A 21,336-nucleotide genomic window follows, 5' to 3' on the forward strand; every position below is an offset into this window, starting at 1 on the left:
CCGATTCGATAGGAGTGACTGGATGAAAATCATCATCCTCGGCGCAGGACAAGTCGGCGGTTCGCTGGCGGAACATCTGGCCAGCGAGGCCAACGACATCACCGTGGTCGACACCGACGGCGAACGCTTGCGCGACTTGGGCGACCGCCTCGACATCCGCACCGTGCAAGGTCGCGGGTCGTTGCCGACGGTGCTGCGCCAGGCCGGCGCCGACGATGCCGACATGCTCGTGGCCGTGACCAACAGCGATGAAACCAACATGGTCGCCTGCCAGGTCGCCCACACGTTGTTTCATACCCCGACCAAGATTGCGCGGGTGCGCGAAGCGTCCTACCTGACCCGCGCCGACCTGTTCGACAACGAAGCGATCCCGGTGGATGTGCTGATCAGCCCCGAGCAGGTGGTGACCAACTACATCAAGCGCTTGATCCAACACCCCGGCGCCTTGCAGGTAATCGACTTTGCCGAAGGCAAGGCGCAACTGGTGGCGGTCAAGGCCTACTACGGCGGGCCGCTGGTGGGCCAGCAACTGCGCCAGTTGCGCGAGCACATGCCGAATGTGGATACCCGGGTCGCAGCGATTTTCCGCCGTGACCGGCCGATCCTGCCCCAGGGCGACACGGTGATCGAAGCCGACGACGAAGTATTTTTCATTGCCGCCAAGGCGAACATTCGCGCGGTCATGAGCGAAATGCGCCGCCTCGATGAGAACTACAAGCGCATCGTCATCGCCGGTGGCGGGCAGATCGGCGAACGCCTGGCCGAAGCCATCGAAAGCCGCTACCAGGTCAAGATCATCGAGATGAACCCGGCGCGCTGCCGCTACCTCTCCGACACCCTCGACAGCACCGTGGTGCTGCAGGGCAGCGCCTCGGACCGCGACCTGCTGTTGGAAGAAAACATCGCCGATGCCGACATCTTCCTGGCCCTGACCAACGACGACGAAGCCAACATCATGTCGTCGCTATTGGCCAAGCGCCTGGGGGCGAAGAAGGTCATGACCATCATCAACAACCCGGCCTACGTCGACCTGATCCAGGGCGGCGACATCGACATCGCCATCAGCCCGCAACTGGCAACCATCGGCACCTTGCTGGCCCACGTGCGCCGCGGCGACATCGTCAGCGTCCACTCCCTGCGCCGCGGCGCGGCCGAAGCCATCGAGGCCATTGCCCATGGCGATGCCAAGTCCAGCAAAGTCATCGGCAAGGCCATCCGCGACATCGGCCTGCCGCCGGGCACCACCATCGGCGCGATCATCCGCGACGAAGAAGTACTGATCGCCCACGACGACACCACCATCCAGACCGGCGACCATGTGATTCTGTTCCTGGTGGACAAGAAGCACATTCGCGATGTCGAGAAGCTGTTCCATGTGGGGTTGAGTTTCTTCTGATCCAGGATTTGCGGTGATGGATTGGGCCTCATCGCGGGCAAGCCTTGCTCCCACAGGAACTGGACTGTGGGGAGATCTGTGGGAGAACTGTTTATAGATCTGTGGGAGAACTGTTTATAGATCTGTAGGAGAACTGCTGGAGATTTGTGGGAGTAGACCTGTGGGAGCAAGGCTTGCCCGCGATAGCGATCTCATTCCCAACCGGTCAATCACTGACACAACCGAAAAGGACGCCGCCATGCTCGATTCCCTGGAAAAAATGCTCGCCAAGGGTGTGGATAACGCCCTGCTGCGCTTCGGCCTGGGCAAGGGCTACCTCGACCTCGGCGAATTCGCCCGGGCAGCCGAACACTTCCAACGCTGCGTCGAACTCGACCCCAAATACTCAGCAGCCTGGAAACTACTGGGCAAGGCCCACCAAGGCCAAGGCGACCTACCGGCAGCCCGCCAAGCCTGGGAACAAGGCCTGGAAGCCGCCCGCGCCCACGGCGACAAACAGGCCGAAAAAGAAATGACCGTGTTCCTCAAAAAACTGGATCGCCAGCCCTGAACGCCATGCACCTGTAGCGAGGGAGCTTGCTCCCGCTTGACCGGGCTGGCGCTCCAGTGCGAAGCACTCACAAAAAAGCCCACCCCCCAATCCACTGCCAATCCGCCAAAAGCTCAGCCGGCGCAAAATCTGTGGGAGCAAAGCTTGCTCGCGATAGCGGTAGACCAGCCAAACCCGTTGTCGACTGACCTGCCCCAATCGCGAGCAAGCTTTGCTCCCACAGGTTTGCGGCTGAACGCCCTCTCGACACTGATCATCAAGACCTGACTGGAAACACACATGTCCGAAATTACCCAAATGATCATTGCCCTGGCGCTGTCCTTTCTGCTCGATCGGTTTCTCAAGCCGTATCTGCTGCGCAAGTGGCTAGGGGTGGCGCTGGTGGTGGCGGGGGCGGTCGGCTGCGTTGTGGCAGGTCAGACCCGCTTGTTGGGGTTTGTTTGATCTGGGGTTGCTCCCGCTTGACCGGGCTGGCGCTCCAGTGCGCAGCACTCACAAAAAAGCCCTCCCCAATCCACTGCCAATCCGCTAAAAGCTCAGACAGCGCAAATCTGTGGGAGCAAAGGTTGCTCGCGATGGCGGTAGACCAGCCAAACCCATTGTCGACAGACCTGCCCCAATCGGGGGTTATGTTGCCCCCGGATAAGGACTATCAGGCACCTGCTGTTACCGGGCTCGTGTGTCCTTGGGCAAAGCGAGTCGCCGATGTCTGCAGCAATAGAACAATGGACAAGGTAATCATCAGAAACGGTATCAGCCACGCGCTCTCGATCAATGCCAGCTGCAGGCTGAGGATTAACAGCAAGACCGGTGTTGCGAGGGCATTCGCCCGGCTAACACACGCACCAACGGCAGCCTCGCTGTAGCGGTAGGCAATGGCTGCTCGGATATGCACCCGCGCACCGCCAAAGGCCATGCCAAGGATCAGCAGGCTCAGCGCCTTGAGCACCAGGGTATCTGGCACCATAAACCATACCGCTGCGGAAATGATGGCCAGCCCGATCAGCCCCGAGAGAAATACCGATAGATTGCGACCGGTATTACTCAGAATGATCAGCACTCCCACCAACGCCATCCCCATGCCGAACACTGCGTCCAGCACACCAAGCTCAAATAGCGCCCAGCCATGGCTCGACACATACACGGGAAGCATGAAGTTGAAGGCACCGAGGATTGGCCAGATCAGTACCATTGGCACAAACAGGGTGAGTGGAAGCTTGGCTGGCGCAACTGTCTCGCTAGCCTCTTGTGCCACCACCGAGAGACCCTGGCGGATGTAACAAATCGCTGATACCAGCAGGAATCCAGCGCCCAGAAAAATGAAGAACCCCATACCCGGCAGGATCGGCATCAAGCCGGCTGCCAACAACGGACCAATCATCAGGGCCGCTTGACCGGTTGCAGTGGTTGCACCACTGATTCGTCTGACAGAGGCTTCATCCATACCACGCTGAACCTGGGTGAACCACATGTCCAAGCTGGCTTCGAGCAGCATGAAAACCAGCCAGACAAAGAGGTTGGCGGCTAGTAGAGCGATGGTGATGTCTCGGCTTGCCCCTACCACCAGGCTGAGACCGGCCAGACAAAACGTAAACCAGCTGCTCATTTTTCGTCCGTTCATTCGCGCCGACAGCCGCTTGATAATCACCGGCGTGATGAAGGCCGGAATGAAGGAGCAAAAAATCGCCAATGCCAAAGGTAAATAACCACCTTCGTTCTGGTTGAGGATGGTCCACGTCAGGGAGACCACCAATGCCCCGGAACATAGGCGGTAAGCCGTTGAGCAGACTAAAAAAATAGCTAATTCTTTTGAAAAATTCTTCATGAAGATTTCCCTATCGTAAGCGTTTCGGCATGACGGAAGTGAAAACTACCGCTTGGGCCGTGATAAGTGCAGGCCGTACCGTTTTTGTGCACGCTCCAATCCCGTGTTTAAGACGCTTTGAAAGTTAAAGTTTGCAACTAAATCAACGGGCAAAAAGCGCGCTCCAAAATGACTAGCGAAACGCACTTTTTTTGGGCGGTTTGGCCGAGACGGCATTGAAGTGGTGCATGCGTTCCTGCTGCAAATTTTAAACCTGAGCAAGGTCGTGTCATCTTTGTATGGCGGTCTTGTTAGACAACTGCTCAATGCTGTGTCGTAGGTTGAACAAAATCACGCCGCAGAAAACCAAGCCTATCGATAGAATGACTGTTCCATTTATCGGATAGCTAAAGAACAAGTAGGAAATGATGATGGCGAAAAACGGAACCAGCAAGCCAATGGGGGCCACGGTGGAGCCAGAATACTTTCTTATGTTGTAGTTCCATATCCAGTACCCCAGCAGAGTCGTCACGTAAGACTGTGAGATCAGCGACACTATGACTTTGTAGTTTATCGCATCCTTCAGGCTATAGAATGACTCGGCACCTTCAAAGTACAAGGCAAGAACGAATAGAACTGGAAGGCTAAATAAGAAGCTCCAAACCATAAAGGGTAGCAGGTCTTTAGGCTTGTATTTTTGAATAATAAAAGTACACATACTAAAGCAAAAAGCTGCGAGCAAGCAGATAGCAACGCCCAACGGACCTGAACCCTGATTGTTCTTGAGTAGCATCAAGAAAAGGCCAGAGAGTGATATCGCGAGGGCGATAATGCTGATGTTGGAAGCTCTTTCCTTAAAGGCAATCAGGCCAATGATAAATGTAATGAATGCGCTGAGCTGAATGATGAGGGATACAGTGCCGGGAGAGGTGCCTGTATAGATGGCAATGTTGGCGCACCCCCATATTCCGCCACCAAACAATATTCCATAGGCAGCGAGTACATAAGCTGGAATTTTAGGTCTTGGCATGAAAAATACAAACGGGAAGACGCAAAGCGAAAACCTGATGAATGTCATCACGAAGGGTTTGATTTGTTCAAGCCCTACTTTAATTAAGGCGAAGTTTCCCCCCCAGATCAGCGCCACTAGCAATAAGAATGCGTAATCATGTGGGGCGATTTTTTTAAAACTGTTCATTGCTCAGAATCCACTTTTCAGCATGTCATCATAAACATTACGAAAAGGTGATATTTTGGTCATTTCCCCCAAGCACTCATCGAAAATCTGTTGTCCCATGGGCGTCAACACACCGTCCCGCTTGATCTGAGCTGCGGTCGCGAAAAATCTCTTCTCAGCCACCCGCCCTTTCTCAAGCGCTTCCTCTGCCAGTTTTCCAGGCGCTACTTTTCCCAAACCAGACATTGCGAGTGCAATTCTAGCCAGTACGAAAAGTGCGTGAAATATACCGAGCATGGGACGGGCGTCAGGCCTGAATGGCGCTGTGTATAATTCACTCTCTGGATTCAAAACAAACCTGTCATCTGTGCTTTTTAAAAACAGTCGTAAATGGGCGGCCTCATGGACTACCTGTTGTGCGTAATAGATGGGGCTATGGACTTCATCGGCCCATATCAAAACCAGCCCTAATAAATTGTAACTGCTGGCCGATCTGACATGGTATTCATCACCAGGACCAGTCAGGACTATTTCATCTATTAAGATCTCAGCTTCATTGTAGAGGTCTAACGATTGGGCCTTGAGAAGTTCTATTCCTGCGATTAATTTGGTTTTCTCTATCTCAGCAACATCAGCGCCGATGAAACCAATACTGATTTTGCCAGACGCCTCTTCTCGTACTTCATCGGCAACCAAGTCGATTTCTTCTTTTCGGTTGTTTTCAGAGAACCCGGAAACCCTGAATCCTTCTGATCCATGCCTTTCGTTTTGCTTGGCTTCTTGAAAAAAATGTAAGCCTGAATCTGCATCGTTGGCTTGCAAGCTCTTGATGCACTTATTGTAGAATGCGAAAGACTTCCAAGACAGCTTGGTCACAGAGTCGGATTTTTGATAGTCATCATTAAACACGCTCGCCAAGTAGCTCATCGACTCTTTGTATTGATTGAGCAATGCGTAGGAATCTTGGCGATACTCTTCATTTGTGATTAAGATGCTCAATTGATTTCTCCTTGAAAGCAGGCTCTCCATAAAAAGAAGGACCGCCATAGCGATATGGCAGTCCTTCTAATAAATCACCGTCGAAATTTATTCGCCGATAGATTTGTTTACGCTCGACAGCGCAACCATTGCAGTCAGGCTCAGTGCGGATTGAGATACGATCAGTTTGGACATATCGAGTTTCATAAAAAGCTCCATTTTTTTGAAAGATTATGCCGTTCGCATTTCATTGCAAGGCAAAGCGAAACTAACATAATCATTTTGATAAATGACACTATTATTTTTTTGCGTTATATACTCATTTGCTATATTGGATCCAATTTTTAAGAATATAGATTGTCGCTTGGCCGTCGAAAGGTGTAAGCAGAATTCCTTACATCGAGGATCGCTTTGCGTCGGACGGAACTCATGCAAAACAGCTTTTTTGTGGCGAGGGAGCTTGCTCCCGCTTGAGTGCGAAAGCACTCATAAAACCCGTGCGTCACTGCACCGACAGAGTTCGAGTCATAGAGCTGGTTGTGTCGATATGCAACAGCCGGCCCTGATGGTCGAAAATTACCCATTCATTGCCCACGCAACGCAGCTGCGCTTCATGCAGCGGCCAATGCAGGACGGCGCATAGCCGGTCACTGTGGCGGTGGATGAAGTGCCAGCGTGCGTCATCGTCGCCGGTTGCGTAGCACACCACCAGCCACTGCTCGAACGAGTAGATGTGCAACGGATCGGTAAACGCTTGAATCAGACCGGGCAAGGGATAGCCCTTGCTCGTGCCGCTCTCGTACGCCATCAGCACGGGATCGCTGTCGGCTGCGTGCTTGATCCAGAACTCAGTGGTCCGGCCTGCCGCGTTATACACCTGCCAACTGTGTTCCTGACGCCTCACGGGCATGGATTCGCGGCTGAGCAATCGGCGGTCGGGCAGGCGGTAATGCCAGAGTTGGAAATTGTGTGGAGTGTCCAGCAATACGGATTCGTTTCGCTCGTCGTCCCGAAGGAAGCCAATCTGCCCGGGCAGATCGCCGACGTGCCAGAGTGTTTCGAACCGGCGATCCACATCCACGACGCGCAATTGCGAGCCTCGGCCGACGGTCCAGGTCGTGCCGTCGAAATGCTTGGCGAAGGCGTCCAGCATCAGCACGCCCAGATCGCTGGCGCTGCGATTGACCAGATCCAGTTTGCAGATGCGCCAGACGTCGCCGCGACGCGCCAGCGCCAGCGCGACCTGTCGGCTGTGGCCCAGCACGAGGGTCTGAGCGGGCACCGGAAAGTGAAAGGCCGTCTTGCCGCTAGCCTCGACCACCGATGCGCCAGCTTCGCCCAGTGCCAAGAGGTAGCGTCCGTCAGTCAGGGGCACGGCATCGCACAGCGTCCGATTGCCCCTTTCTGGCGCCGTGAATGACAAGGGGGTACTTGCCCGCTCAAGGCCCTGATTGAGATGTCTGTTCTTGGGCAGGGCGCTGCCAGGCAGGTCCGCTTGTAGCAGTTTGTCCTTGCTCATTTTTACCAGCGCTTGAAGCTGATTCTGGGTGAGATGAGCGTGTGGCCCGGCCTGATCACAGATCATCGTCCGTACGGTCGCGGCAGCCAGCCAGGCCAGCGCGGGACTATGGGCCTTGTGCGTCAGCAGCGCCTGGGCCAGTGTGGCGCGCTCCATGACCCGCTCGGGGTCGTCGCGCAGTTTTTCGACCCAGGTTTCGTATGTCGAGAGGGTGTCGGGAAGCAGGATCGCCCGTTTCACCAGCGCGCCGATCGCCAGGCTACCTCCTGCGGCCTCGGCAGCCAGCAGCCATTGCGTGGCGCGTTCGTGCTCTGCGGGCAGACTCCAGATCACGTCCACCGCCTGCAACCACAACCCTTTTTCGGTCAGGGCCAGCGCCCATTCCAGACGCAGGCGCGCGGCGGCTTCCGGCCATTTCTTTTCGAGCAGGATGACGGCATCGGCGAACGCGTTGTCGCGCCGCGCGACTTGCAACGCTCGCTGCCAATCCCCGGCCAGGCACAGCATACGAACGATGGTCGAGGTGGGCATGTCCCAGGCCAGCGCAAGGTCAGCCGCCTGTTGGTAGCGCTGGTGCTTTTCCAGATAGTCGAGCGCTTCCTGTCGTGCCCTCAACAGTTCGGCCAGGACAAACACGGCTTCCTCGATACGCCCCTCGCGATCCAGTCGCTCAAAGGACTGCCGGTAGACCTGCCTGAGGTGGGTTTCAAGATCGACCTCAAACAGCATGCTGGTGCGCGGCCCTGAATGCTGGGTGAGCGCCAGATCCTGGCGCCTGCTAGGTGTGCCAAAGGCTTGACCTGCATTGCCCTGGCCGCCGCCCAGCGGAATGGCGTGGCGCAGTGCTTCTTCCAGATCGCCGTTTTCGAACATTTCCAGCATGCGTTGCATATAAGCGGCCTGCCGCTTTCCGTACAGCGCTGACAAGCGTGAATTCTGGGTCAGGCGCGTCAGCCAGCGCCGCCACCTGGCCGGGCCAAGTGGCTGGCCCGACGCCCGTGGCGGCACGGGCGGCTTTGAGGGGCGGGCAGCATTGGCGGTAGCGGAAGGAGGCGTGTTGCTTGCTGCCGAGTGTGTGCCATTGCGCCGCATCCAGGCGCGCACGGCCATCAGTATCAGGGTGAAGAGTGCCGCGCCGATTACCGTCCAGATCAAGACACTGCCCAAATCGAATGTGGAGGGATCCACAGGGCGCGGCGGCTTGGCTCTCTCAGCAGCAGGGGTAGCGGTCGGCAAGTGCGAACCTTTGAGGGAAAGAAACCAGTAAAGGCCAATACCCACGGCCAGCCCAATGAAACCTGGCAGGGCGTTTTTCAACGCGTCGGTGCTCTGCCGGTTGTTCGCGGGGCCGGGCGTGTGACGCGCCGTAGGTGCGCTAGGGGTGGCGACCTGACGCTGGCGCTCCAGCAGGGCTTGCATCACCGCCTCCCGCTCGGGGCTGACCGGCGCAAGCGAGTCACCCAGGATTTCCCGTATGTCGGTCTGTACTGCCAGAGGGTCGGCTTGTGGTTCCGGCAATACGTCTTGGCAGTCGTAAGTGTCGAGTAGCGCGTACTGGCTGACGTCGATCCATTGACCGGGGGCCAGCGTAGTGGCGTCGCGCAGGTGCAGGGAATTGACCTGCGTGCCGCGTACCAGCCAGACATCGGCGTGGGCCAGGCGCTGCATTTCTTCAGGACTCAACCGGGCTGAGCAGAGCGTTCGGCCTTGGCGGATCAGTGGCCAACCCGCGAGCCCTTCACAAAGCATGGCGCGTGCCTTGGGAAAGCGCAGCAGGTCACCGTCGGCAAAGCGTTCGGCCCTGGCGTCGGTTTGCCAGTGGGTGAGTATCAGCCGCGCCCGTTCCTGCTCGCTGAAGCGCTCGACGGGGAACCACAGCGCTTCGATCGGTTGATAACCGCTGAGTGCCGGACGGCGAATAGTGACTGCATCAGGTCCGGACATGGGTGTCGTCCTCCGACTGCGTTTGTGCCTGGTTGCACATGACCTGCAACACCCTGCGCTCGTCCCGGACCGCATACACCACCAGTTCCCGAGCCTTGGTCAGGGCGGCGACCAGCCCGCTCATCGGGCAAAAGCTGATCCTGGCAATGGTCTCGTTGGTGGTGAACAGCACACGTTGCTCACCCCCGCAGTACAGGGCGACGGTCTGCTGGTTGGGGCCGAGCAGGACCATGGACAGCGCCTCGTCCTCCCCAATCAACAACCCCAGGCCTTTCCAGCCGGGTGCCAGATCGATCTGTCCGGTCTGAAGGTCCGGAGCCACCATCTGCCACTGCTGCTGCTCGTCGACCAGGCGCATCCACGCGCAACCGTGGAAGGCGCGCTCCCAGCATGGACTTGCCGGGAACAGAACCTGATCGATGTCCTTCGTCGTGCCGACCACATGGCCTGTGGACTGGCTGATCCAGGAATTGAGCCGGTGGACATACAATCGACCGGCATCATGGCGCAGATAGGCCAGCGTGTTGCGATCGACCTGCGCCATGCCCACCACCTTATCGGCTATCGAGTGGGTGACACCGGGCTGGTGCGGGGTGGGCAGCTTGCCGCTGTCGACCACCCAGAAGGCCAGATGACCGTTGTTGTCAAGCAGGAAAACCCTGCCGTAGGTGCCGTTGTGCAACCACACCATGGGCAGCAGCGTGGCAGTGCCCGCCGGCAGCTGCAGTTGCTCCCGCCCGGGCCGGGCAACGGGATTGAGGCCAGGCATGTTCCAAAAGACCAGTTGCTCGTCGAGGCTCAGGATCGCGCCGGGCATGCGACCCGGGAACGTGATCGCCAGTGGCGTGCTGCGGTTGTTCCAGAGAGTCCGGCGAACATCGAGTGGTTTTTTCTGCCGGGGAGCGGGAAGCTTGATCACCACAAGCCCAGGCTCGTCGAGCAGTTTCAGGGCGACATGGAAGCCGCTGCTGGCAATGATCGGGGCCAGCGTCAGTGCGACCCGTGGAATGAGGGACTTGACCGCAGTGCGAGCCATCGGTCGCGCGATGTCGAACTCGCCCTTGATCAATTGCAAGGCAGGGCGCTGGTCGGGGTTGGGCAGGGCAACTTGTCGGGTGGCCCGGTCTTGCAGCGCGACCATCAGGCTGCGGCCATCGAGGCTGCGCTGTATCTGGACCCGATGAGTGCAGGAGCGGGCGTCGGTGGCGGGCAGCCGTTGGCCGACGATCCAGCGTTCGCCGCTGTCGTAATCCTGCTCCGACAGCCAGGCGCGCCAGGTGTGCCAGTGCTCATCGCTGACGGTCTGGTACGTGCGGGCGTCGAGCAGTTGCTTCAAATGCGCTGCGCTCTTGAACTCCTGCAACTGTGGCGCGTTTTGCAGGATACCCCAGCGCAGCTCGGCCCCGGCTTCGCTGGCCCGGCGGGCGAGCAGGATCAGCAGCGCCAGGTGCACCAGTCGCGGCCCGCCCAGTTGCAGTGGACCGGCGTCGAACAGCACAACGATCATGCGGTTGGCCTGATGAGTGCGATATTGCGGTGCCAGGAACAGATGTTCGCCCACTGTCGCCCTGCGTAGAAATTCGTCGGGTAGCTCATCGGCCAGCAACCACTCGCTGGCCAACAGTCGTTCATACGGACCACGGCGTTGCAGATCGCCAAGGCCGTCGGGTTCGGGTACGCCGCCCTGCTGCATGCCGCGCAAGGGGCCTAGCAGCGGATTGAGGCGTGCGAACAGATCCGCCAGCAATGGCAGCTGTTCGGGGGGAAACCATTGCAGCCAATCTCGCCAGGGTTGCAGGGATTGCGGTAATTGCATCAGCGACCTGCCCACTCATCCTGAATGCGTTGTAGATGCCGGGTCGTGACGGGCAGGCATCGGTCGAGCGGCACCACTACCCTGGGGGCATGCCACAGCAGCAGTGGCGCGCGCGCGAATCTGCCGAGCAGCGCTTGCCCCATCAGGTCCAGCGGTACGTCGGGTTCCCAACTGGTGGGCAGCCAGAGGCCGGGTGCGGCGGGCTCGGTGCAGGCGTAATCGACGCCCTCGACCCACGGCAGGTTATCGGCATTGCCCGTGACGATCAGCACGTCACGGTTGGCAGTGGCTTGCAGGTGCGCGGTCTGGTCTTCGGGCATGCGCAGCAGCCGTGCGTGCAGGCGCGCCGCGACTTCGCCCCAGGCCACGGCAGCCTGTGGTTGTCCGGGTTCGCGCCGCACTCGCCAGTTCCAGTCGATGACAGTGGCGGCGACCATGTTCGTCATGCCTGGGTTGTCAGCAGATGGGCCACTTGTCCGCGGGCTTCATGCAGGCGCTGGGGAATGGTCTGGCTGTTGAAGTTGGCATCGATTTCGCGCAGCAGCGCTTCCAGCAACGGGCTGGCAGGCGGTTCGCTGCGCCCCAGGTAATCCTCTGCCGTTTCAAGCAGACGATGCAGGCGAGCCATCGGTTGCAGCGTCGCTTCCTCGACGGCACTGAACAGATGGTTGTTGCTGCACTGGGCAAAAAGATCCTGCAACACCTCACGGCCGTGCTGCTGAATTTCCCGGGTCGGCAGCACGTAAAGCAGCGGCCAGAGGTCGGCTTCGCTGGCTTCCAGATGCCCGCGCAGCAAAGCCGCCGCTGCGATCAGGCGCTGGGATTTGACGATACGTCGGTCGGAGAGCTGTATACCGGCCTCCCGCAACCGGCGGATGGCCTGGGCCAGCGCTGGCCGTACCTGTGACAAATCGACGTCCTTGAGCGCGTGGCCCAGTGTGTCGAGCTGAGTGAGCCCCAGCAGTTGCGGAACCGGGCGCTGCTCCGACTGCCAGCCGCCGGCCAGCATCGCTTCGAGCTGGTTGTCGGGTACTGCGTCCACGAACAGATGCAGCAAAAAGCGATCGCCAAAGGCCGCCAGCGATTCGTCGTCGGGCAGGCCGTTCGCCGCTGCGACACAGACGCGCAAGGGACACTGGACCTGTGTGTGACCACGGCGAAAACGTCGTTCGTTGAGCACGCCAAGCAGGGTGTTGAGGATGGCCGTCGAGCCCAGGAACACTTCATCCAGGAACACAATGTCAGCTTCAGGCAGCATGCCGCTGATATCGGTTTCAACCGTGCCTTCACGCAGCTTCTTCAGATCGACCGTGCCAAACAATTCCGAAGGCTCGGTGAAGCGGCCCAGCAGGTACTCGAAGTAGCGACCGCCCATGGATTGCGCGACCCGACGCACCACGGCGCTTTTCGCCGTGCCGGGCGGGCCCACCACCAGAATGTGCTCCTGAGCGACAGCCGCCAGTACGATCAGCTCGGCCAACTGCTCGCGACCGACCAAGCCCTCGGTGGCTGCGCGAACGGCGTGACGGATCTGACTGGCGGCGAGATCGAGCGAAGCGGACATTGGGCATCTTCCTTGAGTCTGGAGGGGCACATCTTGCCTGAAGGATAGGGCGAACTGGCAAGTTCATCGGCATGCGATGCGCAAGCTTGAGGCTGCATGGGGCATCCTTCGCTGGGGCGCTGGGGCGCTGGGGCGCTGGGGGGGTCTATGAGATGGCGGCGGATTGAGTAGATTGGCTGAACGGAATTTAATATCAGAAGGTAAATCCGTCCCCCTTATTTCTCAGCTGGGGCGTGGGCTGAGCCAGTTTTTAAGCGGAATGAGCGAGAAAGATGGCTATGTGCTACGTTTTCAAAGTCACTCATCTGCCGTTCTTACAGGGATATGTATGCTTACCGACATCAAGCCCGGCCCGAAACCCAAGCGCGAAGATGGCAAGGAGGACCGCAGATGGCATGTGAATCCACCCAACGATAAAAAACACCCAACTTTGCCGGTCCATAAGCATAAGCCTGGAGACTAGCTGCAGGCTGACGACCAAAGAAAAAGGGAGGGTTTATTTCTCGAAAATAAATCTGACCCCTTATGTATTAATCCAAGGAGGGCTGGCAGTGGCGAAATTCAGGGATCTAAAGGTCGGTTGCTTTCTTCTATTGGCCACCTGCCTGGTGTCAGGGTGCGCATCTACGTCTAAACCGGCAGTGGTGGTTGAAGCTCCGGAGATTGAACTCCCTACCACTACCATCGAAATCATTGATCCTGAGTTGGTTTCTATCCCGCTACCTAACGAGGCTGTCCCGGTAGCACCGCCCGAGCCATCCACCAAGAACAACGTAATCATCCGCACTTACTACGGTACTAATCGGCGTGCTACGGGATCAAAACTACCTTACCAAGCTTATGGGACACATGAGGGGGAGCTTAGTTACGGCGTGGCCGATGTCAGTATCCCTCGTGATCATCGGCTGGGGGTGTTGGAGAGCCCGAAATCTGGCATGCGTGCGTTTGAGAACAAAAACAAACACATCATGCTCATGGGGCTTCAGCCCGTAGAGAGAGAGCTCCTGCTTACGTTGATTGCCCAGGATGTAGAGAACTCAGATGGGAAAAGTGCCATGGTGTTTATCCATGGCTACACCGTTTCATTTGAGGATGCAGCGCGCCGTACTGCGCAGTTGAGCTATGACTTGGGCTTTAAAGGGGTGCCCATTTTTTACAGCTGGCCATCTTGGGAGAACAAATGGAAGTACAAGCAGGATGGGGAAGTGATCAAAAGGTCGACTCCCAAATTCGCCGCATTCCTTGAGGATATTTTCAAGAGAACTGGCGTTGAAAATGTGTACTTGATTGCTCACAGCATGGGGAACCGTGCCATGGTTGAGGCGATGTCGACTTTGATTCAGGACGATCAGATCAGGCCTAAGATAAGGCAGTTAATCCTGACCGCTCCAGACGTTAAAGCGAGCGAGTTTGAGGAGAACTATGCGCCTGCTCTGGTGGGCGCTGGGGCGCCGGTGACGATTTATGCGTCATCGAGAGATATAGCACTGATGGCGTCCAGAGAAGTAAATGAGGGGGATCGACGTCTCGGAGATACAAAGGATGAGGTGTCTGTGATGAAAGGGATTGAGACTATTGACGCCAGCGCTGTGAAAACAGACTTCATGGGGCATTCGTACTTCGCAGAGAGCGGGTCCGTCGTTTCCGACATCTTCTATCTGTTTCGTACCAACCTGCGACCAGAGCTTCGGTTCAATATGAAAGGGGTCGACATCCAGCGAGGGCGGTACTGGGCTTTCCAGTCGAGCCTCTGTACGCCCTAAGGTGGTTGAGTGTTCCACTAGTGCTCGGCGTCAGTGGCTCTTGGGCAGGGCGGCTCGGCAGGTGGCAGGCAGTCGGCGAACTCCTTGAAAGTTTCCCCATGACTCCCACTTCAGCAGGCACGCCTGCGATGATCAACAGGATGTTGCTGAATCGGAGCATATCAGTCTGCTTTTGGCCGTTTTCTGCCTATCATGGTCACAAAACGTACCGAGCAACATCGACTGAAAAGGGGACTCACTCCGCCCCAGCTAGCCGGGCTGATTACCTATGCAATCAGGTAGGTCGGTGCCAATCGTGATCATTTCGACGGAAACGGTGGGGTGGCTGCCGAAGCCCCAAGAAACAGGTCCCCCATAATTCACCAGATCGTAGATCGCGCTTTCGCCAATAAGCTGGCCGTTGCGATTATCGTACAAGCGAAAAAAGGCCGGAATCTCCCAGCGAACAAACCACTGCAGCTGCTCTGGTTCATCCGGGGGCGACTGGGGGTGAAAGAGGCCGGGCAGTACCCAAAAAGGTTTGAACTCCTGAACTCGGTAGCAGCCGTTGGGGCTGATCCTGGCGGCGCCAACGGGCTTCGCCAGAGCCTTTTCCCACCACTGTGAAACGGCCCACAGCCCCGCGCAGAACACGAGTGCAATGAGGGCTAACGTTGGGAGCCGGGTTAGTTTTTTCATGTTCGCAGACCTATCGGTAACTCGCATATGAAGTTGTTCTTCCCACTCTTGAGCCCCTGGCACTGGGCTAACACTCAATGCGCGGTTTGACTGCCGGGATGGCGGTCACCTTACTCAAGGCAGATTTGAGACGTCGCGGGCAAGCTATTGAGGGACAGAAAAGGGAACGGGTTGCATCGATAGCAGAGCAGAAGGTCGTCCAAGAACCTCCCTTCGTCTCGTAAATGGCAACCTGACTGAGCCGTGTCTATAGTTTTTGGCGCCAAATCTATCGGAGGCTTGGACATGAGCCAGAGCATTTCGCCCGTCGCTTCAACCGCGCAAAAAACAGGTATGGCCGCCACGACCTTATGGGGCTCGGACAAAATCGCAGGTATCACGGTCGATCCGGACGGTGCTATCTGGCTCGGTGCTTATAGTCGCCTGGGGCTGGGAGGCGAAGAGGATTCAGGCTTCACCGCCAGCCTGGTCCGGTTCAATGACAACGGTAGCCTGGACCGCACCTTCAGTGGCGACGGCAAATCCCTGCTCCCTGTGGCGCTCGATATCGAGGACGGCGGCAATGCCGCCGTGCAGCCGGGAGGGGGCTACCTGGTGACGCGCTACGTGCAAGTAGGCGACGCCTGGGTGTCGGGCATCAGTCGTAACCTGGCTGACGGTAGCCTTGATACGAGTTTCGGGAACGGCGGCACCGTGACAGTGCCTTTCTATTGGAATGACTCTTTAGGCCAGCAAGCGTCGTTCTCCGTGCAACGCGACGGCAGCTTCTTCGCAAGCGCTGGGTATCCCTCCGGGGAGATCTATATCGCCCGCTTCGACGCGACGGGGGCCTTGGTCTCGTCTTTTGGAGAGGCTGGGATCCTGTACCTACCAGCGACCATCGGCATTCACCCCAGTAGCACGTTCGACGTTTCGCTGCAGGGAGACGGGAAGGTATTGGTCACGGGGCAAGATACCCTGACCCGCCTCAACCCGGACGGTACGCTGGATAACAGCTTTGCGAACGGGGGCAACCTGGCCCTGGATGTTCACGCAGACGCCCTCGTCATCCAGGATGACGGCAAAATCCTGCTGGCAGGCGCCTCGGGCGGCGTGGCGAGCGTCATCCGACTCAATGCCGACGGCTCACTCGACACCGATTTCGGCGATCAGGGGCGGGTAAGTTGGGGCTCGGAAAGCGCTCCGTTCGCATTCGCCGACATGATCGTGCGGGCCGACGGCAAGCTATTGATTGGTGGAAGCCAAGGTACGAGCGCGGACGGCTATCTGGCCGCCTTGGTTCAGTTGAACCCCGACGGTAGTGTGGACCACAGCTTTGGCAATCCCGACGACGGCTATTACCACCTTGACGGTGGCGACGATGCTGACTTCTTGCTCGGTACCGCCTCGTTCGATGATGCGATCTTTGGCGGGGCCGGTAACGATCTGCTCGACGGCCAGCAAGGTCGTGACCTGCTGACGGGCGGTGCCGGGGCCGATACGTTCCGTTACCAGTCAGTCACAGACAGTTTCCGAACCGCAACCGCGGCCCATAGCGACCGAATCACTGACTTCGACCCCAGCACCGATACGCTCGACCTTTCCTCCCTGGGCTTCCTCGGGCTGGGCAACGGACATGACGGAACGCTGGCGATACGCGTCAATGAAGGCGGGACGCGGACCTACCTCAAAAGCTTCGAGGCCAACGCGGATGGGGAACGCTTCGAAGTGGTCTTCGACGGTAACTTGGGCCAAACGCTGAATGAAACCAACCTCCTGTTCCAGCAAGCCAGGTTGATGGGCACCGAAGGCGCCGATCGATTACAAGGCAACGCTCGAGGAGAAATCATCGAAGGGTTCGCGGGCGATGATCGCCTGTATGGAGCGCTAGGCAATGATGTATTGGTTGGCGCAGAGGGCCGGGATCTATTGGCGGGTGGCGGCAACAACGATGTGTTCCGCTTCGACGCACTGAGCGACAGCTACCGTACCGCCACCGAAAACCACACTGACCGCCTGATTGACTATGCCGTGGGTGAAGACACGATCGATTTGTCCGCCTTGGGCTTTACCCGACTGGGAAATGGTTACAACGGCACGTTGGACGTGATTTTCAATGAAGCCAAGAACCTGACTTACTTGAAGAACTACGAAACCGACGCCTCTGGGGCTCGATTTGAGTTGAGCTTGGTGGGGGACCATTCCGGTTACGGTAACTTGAACATCATCTTCGCCGAGCCTGCGGAAGAGGAGGCTATTCAATTGGTTGGAGTGGCTAACGACGTCTGGGTGTAAAACGCCGTCAGTGGTAGTCGCTGATGCTACCGCCTCACTGCAATGGGAAGTGTTCAACTATGCGGCCGACGCAGAACTTGGGGGCAACCCCGAATTCTGCTCGTGTCACATTTAGAAGTCTCAAGCGCTCTCAATATTGACAAGCCAGTGTCCAACTACTTTCGACACGTACTGCTGTCCGGTCATCAGATGGATGTCGCCGTCAAAAGGATCGATGTAGTAAACGCTGTTCAGTTCGTCTTGCTGTCCGGGTCTCGCAAGCACGTTGGCAACATAAGCGATTACCACGTGATCCATGGTCGGCGACAGGCGCAACTTCAGAATGACAGGACGCTTGGCTCGCAGCTCGGAAACAGTCAATTCAGGCGAAGGCGATCCCTTAGAAAATTTAGCTGATGATCGCCAAGGTACGCCTCCATGAGTGAATCCCCACGAATTGAGGAATGCTGACATCTCATCATCGGTTGCTGTTTCGATGGTCACATGCCCCTTCATGGCTGCGACGATTTCAGGCTGGCTCCACTCGATACCCCGATAGTCCAGTAGGGTCTGAATAACAGCTGCCCAGCACCAGACTGGCGTGAGTTGTTGTCTCGCGTGCTTTTTGAAGCCAGGCATGCCAACAGGCTCAGCATTAGCTATCGGAACAAATGCCGCTAGCATCGCGCCGACCCCTGCGATTATCACGTTCCTTCGTGTAAGTGAAGTACTCATATTCCCTATTCCTCAGACGTTGGCTGCGAGAAGTGTTGCGCGGGGGCGGATAACAGAGGGGCGCTGCTTCTATCGCAGCCCATCATTTCTCTGTATAGCAGTTCTGCGGCCGGTCGTTGGGGTTGATCTCAGGGATTAAAAATTGTCGAAATCTGCGCAGCCTTCCTCGGCCGCTGTCATTTTCGAAGCCAAACAAGCGTGAAGACGGTTTATCTAGCAGCGCTTTCCAGGAGCACTCGGTTTGGACCATTCAATGGACGTTGTCAGGCCATCGGTATTCCTCGTGAATTAAGCATGCCGCCATTGGAACCATTCGGTTGGAGCAGCCCAAGCCCTTAAGCTTTTGTCGACCGACTGGACAGGGGCGCTCACTGGCTGAATTTGGTCGATTGCGGTCGCTAACGAACGACAGCAATCGGCCAAAAGCGGACGGTTGCGTTATATTCACTCTAGAGGAGGCACATGGAGGGTTATGTCCAACCTATCGATTCTCAGTCGGCTGGAGGACTCGCTGGCAGCCTACAGCAGTGGATCGTTGGCTCGCGGTGTCTTCGTAGCCCTCCTTAGCAACAGCATTTGTGCGCTGGAAGGTGTAGCGCTAAGCAGAGGCAACTTTTAGCCACTACTTGACAACTAACCATGAGCAAAAAATTTCTTGGATAACTACATATGCCAACAGTAACCACATCAAGACTTCCTGCCCCCACATCTTGGGAAGAATTCGAAGATATTTGCAAAACTTCGTTTGGGCTCAGGTGGAACAATCCCAATTTGTCGAGGCATGGCCGGCAAGGGCAACAGCAAGACGGCGTAGATATCTATGGACACGATAGCCTACAATATTTTGTCGGTGTGCAATGCAAAAATACGACTAGGACAATTACCGAGCAACTCATCACAAGTGAGTGCTCGAAAGCGGAAAAGTTTACACCCGCGATACAAGCGCTTTACATTGCAACCACCGCGGAGCGCGATGTTCATATTCAAGCTTTTGCAAGAAAATTGTCCAGCGAGAGGCTGGCGAAAAAAAATTTCCTGTGGAAGTGGTGTTTTGGGCAGATGTGACATCCGATTTGGCAAAAGATGCCACTGCGGTGCGCCAGCATTTTCCTCAGTTTTTTAATCAAAACTCTGTAACGCAGGCAGATTTGATTCGCAGCAAGGATGTGTCAAATCTGATGGCCGTTCTGCGAGTGCTTGATTTGACCTCCATCGCGGACCATTTCCACTATGGAGCGAAATACATACATTGCTCAGTTCTCGAACAGTATAATCAACTCGTCGACGTACAAAACAGAGCAACGTTTAAAGTTCACGATCAAGCATTGTCTGTCGCACTTACGAAGATGACGGGTGAGTGGCAACAGTTGTATGCATTAATTCAGAGTGCTCCTTATAATTTTATCCCTCAGCGCAATGAACTTAGCTTTATTATGCCTTTAGATTTTTGCAGAAATAAGGAAGAAAATGATTTGTACGACGAAATTGATCTGCAAATCGAACGATTCTTAATCGAGGTAGGGGTGTTTTGTCGGGTTATTAATGAGACCTACCATGAGGTGAACTTGGATGACACCAGCATGATCGCCAGACGTCTTTACAATTGAATGGTAGATTTTTATTGTTGGGCCTGGACCGGGCCCTGCAAGTTATAAATTTTTGGCGTTGTAGAGTTAAGAGGGACAAGTGAGCATCAAGGCCAATGACAGTGGCAGCTCCTTTCGCCCAATAGCGGTCGCTGGCCAAAGGCCGAAATCGGCCAGAAGCAGCCATTGACTGCTGCCTATGCGACTCCTCAATGGGCTACCCCAGCTCCGGTAGACATCCCTGGTTTACACCTGCTGTACCTGGGCTCCCTCTAGATACTTAAAGTATCTTCTTGTTGGAGGTTTCATCATACCAATCACATGGTCTAGGCCACTCTACTCTTTTCTGAGAAAGCTCAGAGATGAGAGCATTTACCAGGGGCTTTCCACCAGGGAATGGGATGTATAAACCAACCACACGAGGGTACTTTCCAACATCAGACGAATACAAAAGAGTCTTAATAGAGGCAACAGCAACTATCGCATTCTGCGCAGTAGTTCTATTAAGCTCACTTTGAACCGGCAATGCACCAGTTATCGATTTTCCACTCACGCCAAGAGTTTGAACGATCAAAGTTCCACTTAAGCGTTTATCCTCCGCCTCTGCACCGATAACACCAATACCAGAGATGTTTGCCTTGGACTCCAAAACACGAACATCAGCAATAGCGCGCAGCCCGACACCAACATAAATCGGGACATTATATTTAGTGTAGCCACTATCCCCTGGATCAGTCCTAGACACCCGATACTGCTCAGAGCCTGAAGCATATCTAAAGAAGCTTGGCAACTCAGCTAGAGGCACCTCAACTCTCTTACCTTCTCGAGTCAACATCGTCTTGGATATCCAGAACTCTTGATTTACCGTGTCGGCATTAATGTAGTCCACTGTCACACGATAACTTTCCGCTTTACCTCCAACCTTACCTGCGCCATATGAGACATTGCCTTTACTATCAAATTGCTCAACAAGCATCCTGACTGAGTTGTCTGGAAGTGATCCCATTATTTCTCTGTAAACAGGCTTCCCATCAAGAAGGAAGCCTTTTTCTACCGGAAAATTTGAATGAAGCTCCTCCCTCTTACAGCTATCTCCCGGCACAGTTTGAACCGAGAACGGATCAACTGGAATGTATGTATACCCCGACGATAACTCCCCAAGAGTTTGAGGTCGCATAGATTGACAACCAGTCAAAAAGCTAAATCCAAGTAATAACGCAAGCATCTTTTCCATTTGATGTTTCCTTGTCGTAGCCGCAGGCACATTGCCACTACACTTATAGACGACTGGCAGCGATCTTTCCAATTCGAAAATTGCTCCGCAGCATTACTAGCAGCGGTGCTTTTACTCATGACCTAGCTTCTGCCCACCCTTGGCGGCGAGCAGACGACCATCTTCTGAGCTACATATGAACCGCCAGGCCGACCTTTTTTCACAACGAACCAGCATGACCATCACCAACGGGGCCGCCCGCAGCGGCATCGAGACGGTCAGTTGCGCCTGGCACCAGTTTGGAACTGGTGAATCGCTCCTCATTTTGTAGTCAACTAAGGGCCGCTTTTGGCCGATTCT

Annotated in this window: 17 protein-coding genes; 7 read left to right on the forward strand and 10 right to left on the reverse strand. The window is 56.1% G+C overall.

What is annotated here, in order from left to right; all coding sequences use genetic code 11:
- Positions 1-22 precede the first annotated feature (22 nt).
- The 3 genes from trkA to GFU70_RS00460 all read left to right on the forward strand — a co-directional run bounded on the left by trkA (position 23) and on the right by GFU70_RS00460 (position 2,390).
- Complete coding sequence (trkA, locus tag GFU70_RS00450) at positions 23-1,396, forward strand: Trk system potassium transporter TrkA (RefSeq protein WP_058543072.1); 1,374 nt, start codon at positions 23-25, stop codon at positions 1,394-1,396.
- 238 nt (positions 1,397-1,634) lie between these two features.
- Positions 1,635-1,946 (forward strand): tetratricopeptide repeat protein, encoded by a 312-nt coding sequence (locus tag GFU70_RS00455; protein ID WP_116643511.1) that lies wholly within the window; start codon positions 1,635-1,637, stop codon positions 1,944-1,946.
- Positions 1,947-2,225: 279 nt separating this feature from the next.
- The gene (locus tag GFU70_RS00460) at positions 2,226-2,390 is read left to right on the forward strand and encodes a hypothetical protein (RefSeq protein ID WP_153387442.1); all 165 of its coding nucleotides are present in this window, start codon (positions 2,226-2,228) and stop codon (positions 2,388-2,390) included.
- Positions 2,391-2,598: 208 nt separating this feature from the next.
- Here the strand turns inward: GFU70_RS00460 and GFU70_RS00465 are convergent, their stop codons facing one another.
- From GFU70_RS00465 to GFU70_RS00495, 7 genes are all read right to left on the reverse strand, one after another.
- On the reverse strand, positions 2,599-3,771 hold the full coding sequence (locus tag GFU70_RS00465) for a hypothetical protein (protein ID WP_058542486.1): 1,173 nt from the start codon (positions 3,769-3,771) through the stop codon (positions 2,599-2,601).
- Between the two features lie 268 nt (positions 3,772-4,039).
- A complete protein-coding gene (locus tag GFU70_RS00470) occupies positions 4,040-4,948 on the reverse strand; it encodes a DMT family transporter (protein WP_116643509.1) in 909 nt (302 codons plus the stop codon).
- A 3-nt stretch (positions 4,949-4,951) separates the two neighbouring features.
- A complete protein-coding gene (locus tag GFU70_RS00475; RefSeq protein WP_193034269.1) occupies positions 4,952-5,926 on the reverse strand; it encodes an aKG-HExxH-type peptide beta-hydroxylase in 975 nt (324 codons plus the stop codon).
- A 481-nt stretch (positions 5,927-6,407) separates the two neighbouring features.
- Positions 6,408-9,368, reverse strand: coding sequence for a bpX6 domain-containing protein (locus GFU70_RS00480; RefSeq protein ID WP_153387444.1), 2,961 nt, complete (start codon positions 9,366-9,368; stop codon positions 6,408-6,410).
- On the reverse strand, positions 9,355-11,184 hold the full coding sequence (locus tag GFU70_RS00485) for a hypothetical protein (protein WP_153387445.1): 1,830 nt from the start codon (positions 11,182-11,184) through the stop codon (positions 9,355-9,357). Before GFU70_RS00485 ends, GFU70_RS00480 begins: the two co-directional genes overlap by 14 nt.
- Positions 11,184-11,621: a hypothetical protein gene (locus tag GFU70_RS00490; protein WP_153387446.1), complete on the reverse strand. Its 438-nt coding sequence runs from the start codon at positions 11,619-11,621 to the stop codon at positions 11,184-11,186. The genes GFU70_RS00485 and GFU70_RS00490 overlap by 1 nt, the downstream gene beginning before the upstream one ends.
- 5 nt (positions 11,622-11,626) lie before the next feature.
- Positions 11,627-12,748: an AAA family ATPase gene (locus tag GFU70_RS00495; RefSeq protein WP_153387447.1), complete on the reverse strand. Its 1,122-nt coding sequence runs from the start codon at positions 12,746-12,748 to the stop codon at positions 11,627-11,629.
- A gap of 551 nt (positions 12,749-13,299) precedes the next feature.
- Between GFU70_RS00495 and GFU70_RS00500 the strand changes: the two genes are divergently transcribed.
- The gene (locus GFU70_RS00500) at positions 13,300-14,511 is read left to right on the forward strand and encodes an alpha/beta hydrolase (protein ID WP_153387448.1); all 1,212 of its coding nucleotides are present in this window, start codon (positions 13,300-13,302) and stop codon (positions 14,509-14,511) included.
- A gap of 249 nt (positions 14,512-14,760) precedes the next feature.
- On the opposite strand, the gene GFU70_RS00505 is transcribed toward GFU70_RS00500, so the two are convergent.
- Complete coding sequence (locus tag GFU70_RS00505; protein ID WP_043042372.1) at positions 14,761-15,189, reverse strand: hypothetical protein; 429 nt, start codon at positions 15,187-15,189, stop codon at positions 14,761-14,763.
- Between the two features lie 285 nt (positions 15,190-15,474).
- Here GFU70_RS00505 and GFU70_RS00510 point away from each other — a divergent pair, with 285 nt between their 5' ends.
- A complete protein-coding gene (locus tag GFU70_RS00510) occupies positions 15,475-17,463 on the forward strand; it encodes a M10 family metallopeptidase C-terminal domain-containing protein (protein ID WP_153387449.1) in 1,989 nt (662 codons plus the stop codon).
- Positions 17,464-17,583: 120 nt separating this feature from the next.
- Here GFU70_RS00510 and GFU70_RS00515 read toward each other — a convergent pair whose 3' ends face one another.
- Positions 17,584-18,177, reverse strand: a complete 594-nt coding sequence (locus tag GFU70_RS00515; RefSeq protein WP_081264421.1) for a papain-like cysteine protease family protein — start codon at positions 18,175-18,177, stop codon at positions 17,584-17,586.
- A 669-nt stretch (positions 18,178-18,846) separates the two neighbouring features.
- Between GFU70_RS00515 and GFU70_RS00520 the strand changes: the two genes are divergently transcribed.
- Together GFU70_RS00520 and GFU70_RS00525 are read left to right on the forward strand one after the other, a co-directional pair.
- Positions 18,847-19,242 (forward strand): hypothetical protein, encoded by a 396-nt coding sequence (locus GFU70_RS00520; RefSeq protein ID WP_153387450.1) that lies wholly within the window; start codon positions 18,847-18,849, stop codon positions 19,240-19,242.
- Positions 19,215-19,784, forward strand: coding sequence for a hypothetical protein (locus GFU70_RS00525; RefSeq protein WP_153387451.1), 570 nt, complete (start codon positions 19,215-19,217; stop codon positions 19,782-19,784). The genes GFU70_RS00520 and GFU70_RS00525 overlap by 28 nt, the downstream gene beginning before the upstream one ends.
- A 259-nt stretch (positions 19,785-20,043) precedes the next feature.
- Here the strand turns inward: GFU70_RS00525 and GFU70_RS00530 are convergent, their stop codons facing one another.
- Positions 20,044-20,997, reverse strand: a complete 954-nt coding sequence (locus GFU70_RS00530; RefSeq protein WP_153387452.1) for a hypothetical protein — start codon at positions 20,995-20,997, stop codon at positions 20,044-20,046.
- Positions 20,998-21,336 lie beyond the last annotated feature (339 nt).

It is taken from the genome of Pseudomonas brassicacearum (assembly GCF_009601685.2).
Lineage (GTDB): Bacteria > Pseudomonadota > Gammaproteobacteria > Pseudomonadales > Pseudomonadaceae > Aquipseudomonas > Aquipseudomonas kilonensis_B.

Excerpts from the sequence above, each read along its gene's own strand:
- GFU70_RS00480 (WP_153387444.1), bottom strand. The coding sequence starts at position 9,368 with ATGTCCGGACCTGATGCAGTCACTATTCGCCGTCCGGCACTCAGCGGT.
- GFU70_RS00520 (WP_153387450.1), top strand. The coding sequence starts at position 18,847 with ATGCCAACAGTAACCACATCAAGACTTCCTGCCCCCACATCTTGGGAA.
- GFU70_RS00495 (WP_153387447.1), bottom strand. The coding sequence starts at position 12,748 with ATGTCCGCTTCGCTCGATCTCGCCGCCAGTCAGATCCGTCACGCCGTT.
- trkA (WP_058543072.1), top strand. The coding sequence starts at position 23 with ATGAAAATCATCATCCTCGGCGCAGGACAAGTCGGCGGTTCGCTGGCG.
- GFU70_RS00490 (WP_153387446.1), bottom strand. The coding sequence starts at position 11,621 with ATGGTCGCCGCCACTGTCATCGACTGGAACTGGCGAGTGCGGCGCGAA.
- GFU70_RS00530 (WP_153387452.1), bottom strand. The coding sequence starts at position 20,997 with ATGGAAAAGATGCTTGCGTTATTACTTGGATTTAGCTTTTTGACTGGT.
- GFU70_RS00505 (WP_043042372.1), bottom strand. The coding sequence starts at position 15,189 with ATGAAAAAACTAACCCGGCTCCCAACGTTAGCCCTCATTGCACTCGTG.
- GFU70_RS00460 (WP_153387442.1), top strand. The coding sequence starts at position 2,226 with ATGTCCGAAATTACCCAAATGATCATTGCCCTGGCGCTGTCCTTTCTG.
- GFU70_RS00470 (WP_116643509.1), bottom strand. The coding sequence starts at position 4,948 with ATGAACAGTTTTAAAAAAATCGCCCCACATGATTACGCATTCTTATTG.
- GFU70_RS00510 (WP_153387449.1), top strand. The coding sequence starts at position 15,475 with ATGAGCCAGAGCATTTCGCCCGTCGCTTCAACCGCGCAAAAAACAGGT.
- GFU70_RS00515 (WP_081264421.1), bottom strand. The coding sequence starts at position 18,177 with ATGAGTACTTCACTTACACGAAGGAACGTGATAATCGCAGGGGTCGGC.
- GFU70_RS00485 (WP_153387445.1), bottom strand. The coding sequence starts at position 11,184 with ATGCAATTACCGCAATCCCTGCAACCCTGGCGAGATTGGCTGCAATGG.
- GFU70_RS00455 (WP_116643511.1), top strand. The coding sequence starts at position 1,635 with ATGCTCGATTCCCTGGAAAAAATGCTCGCCAAGGGTGTGGATAACGCC.
- GFU70_RS00465 (WP_058542486.1), bottom strand. The coding sequence starts at position 3,771 with ATGAAGAATTTTTCAAAAGAATTAGCTATTTTTTTAGTCTGCTCAACG.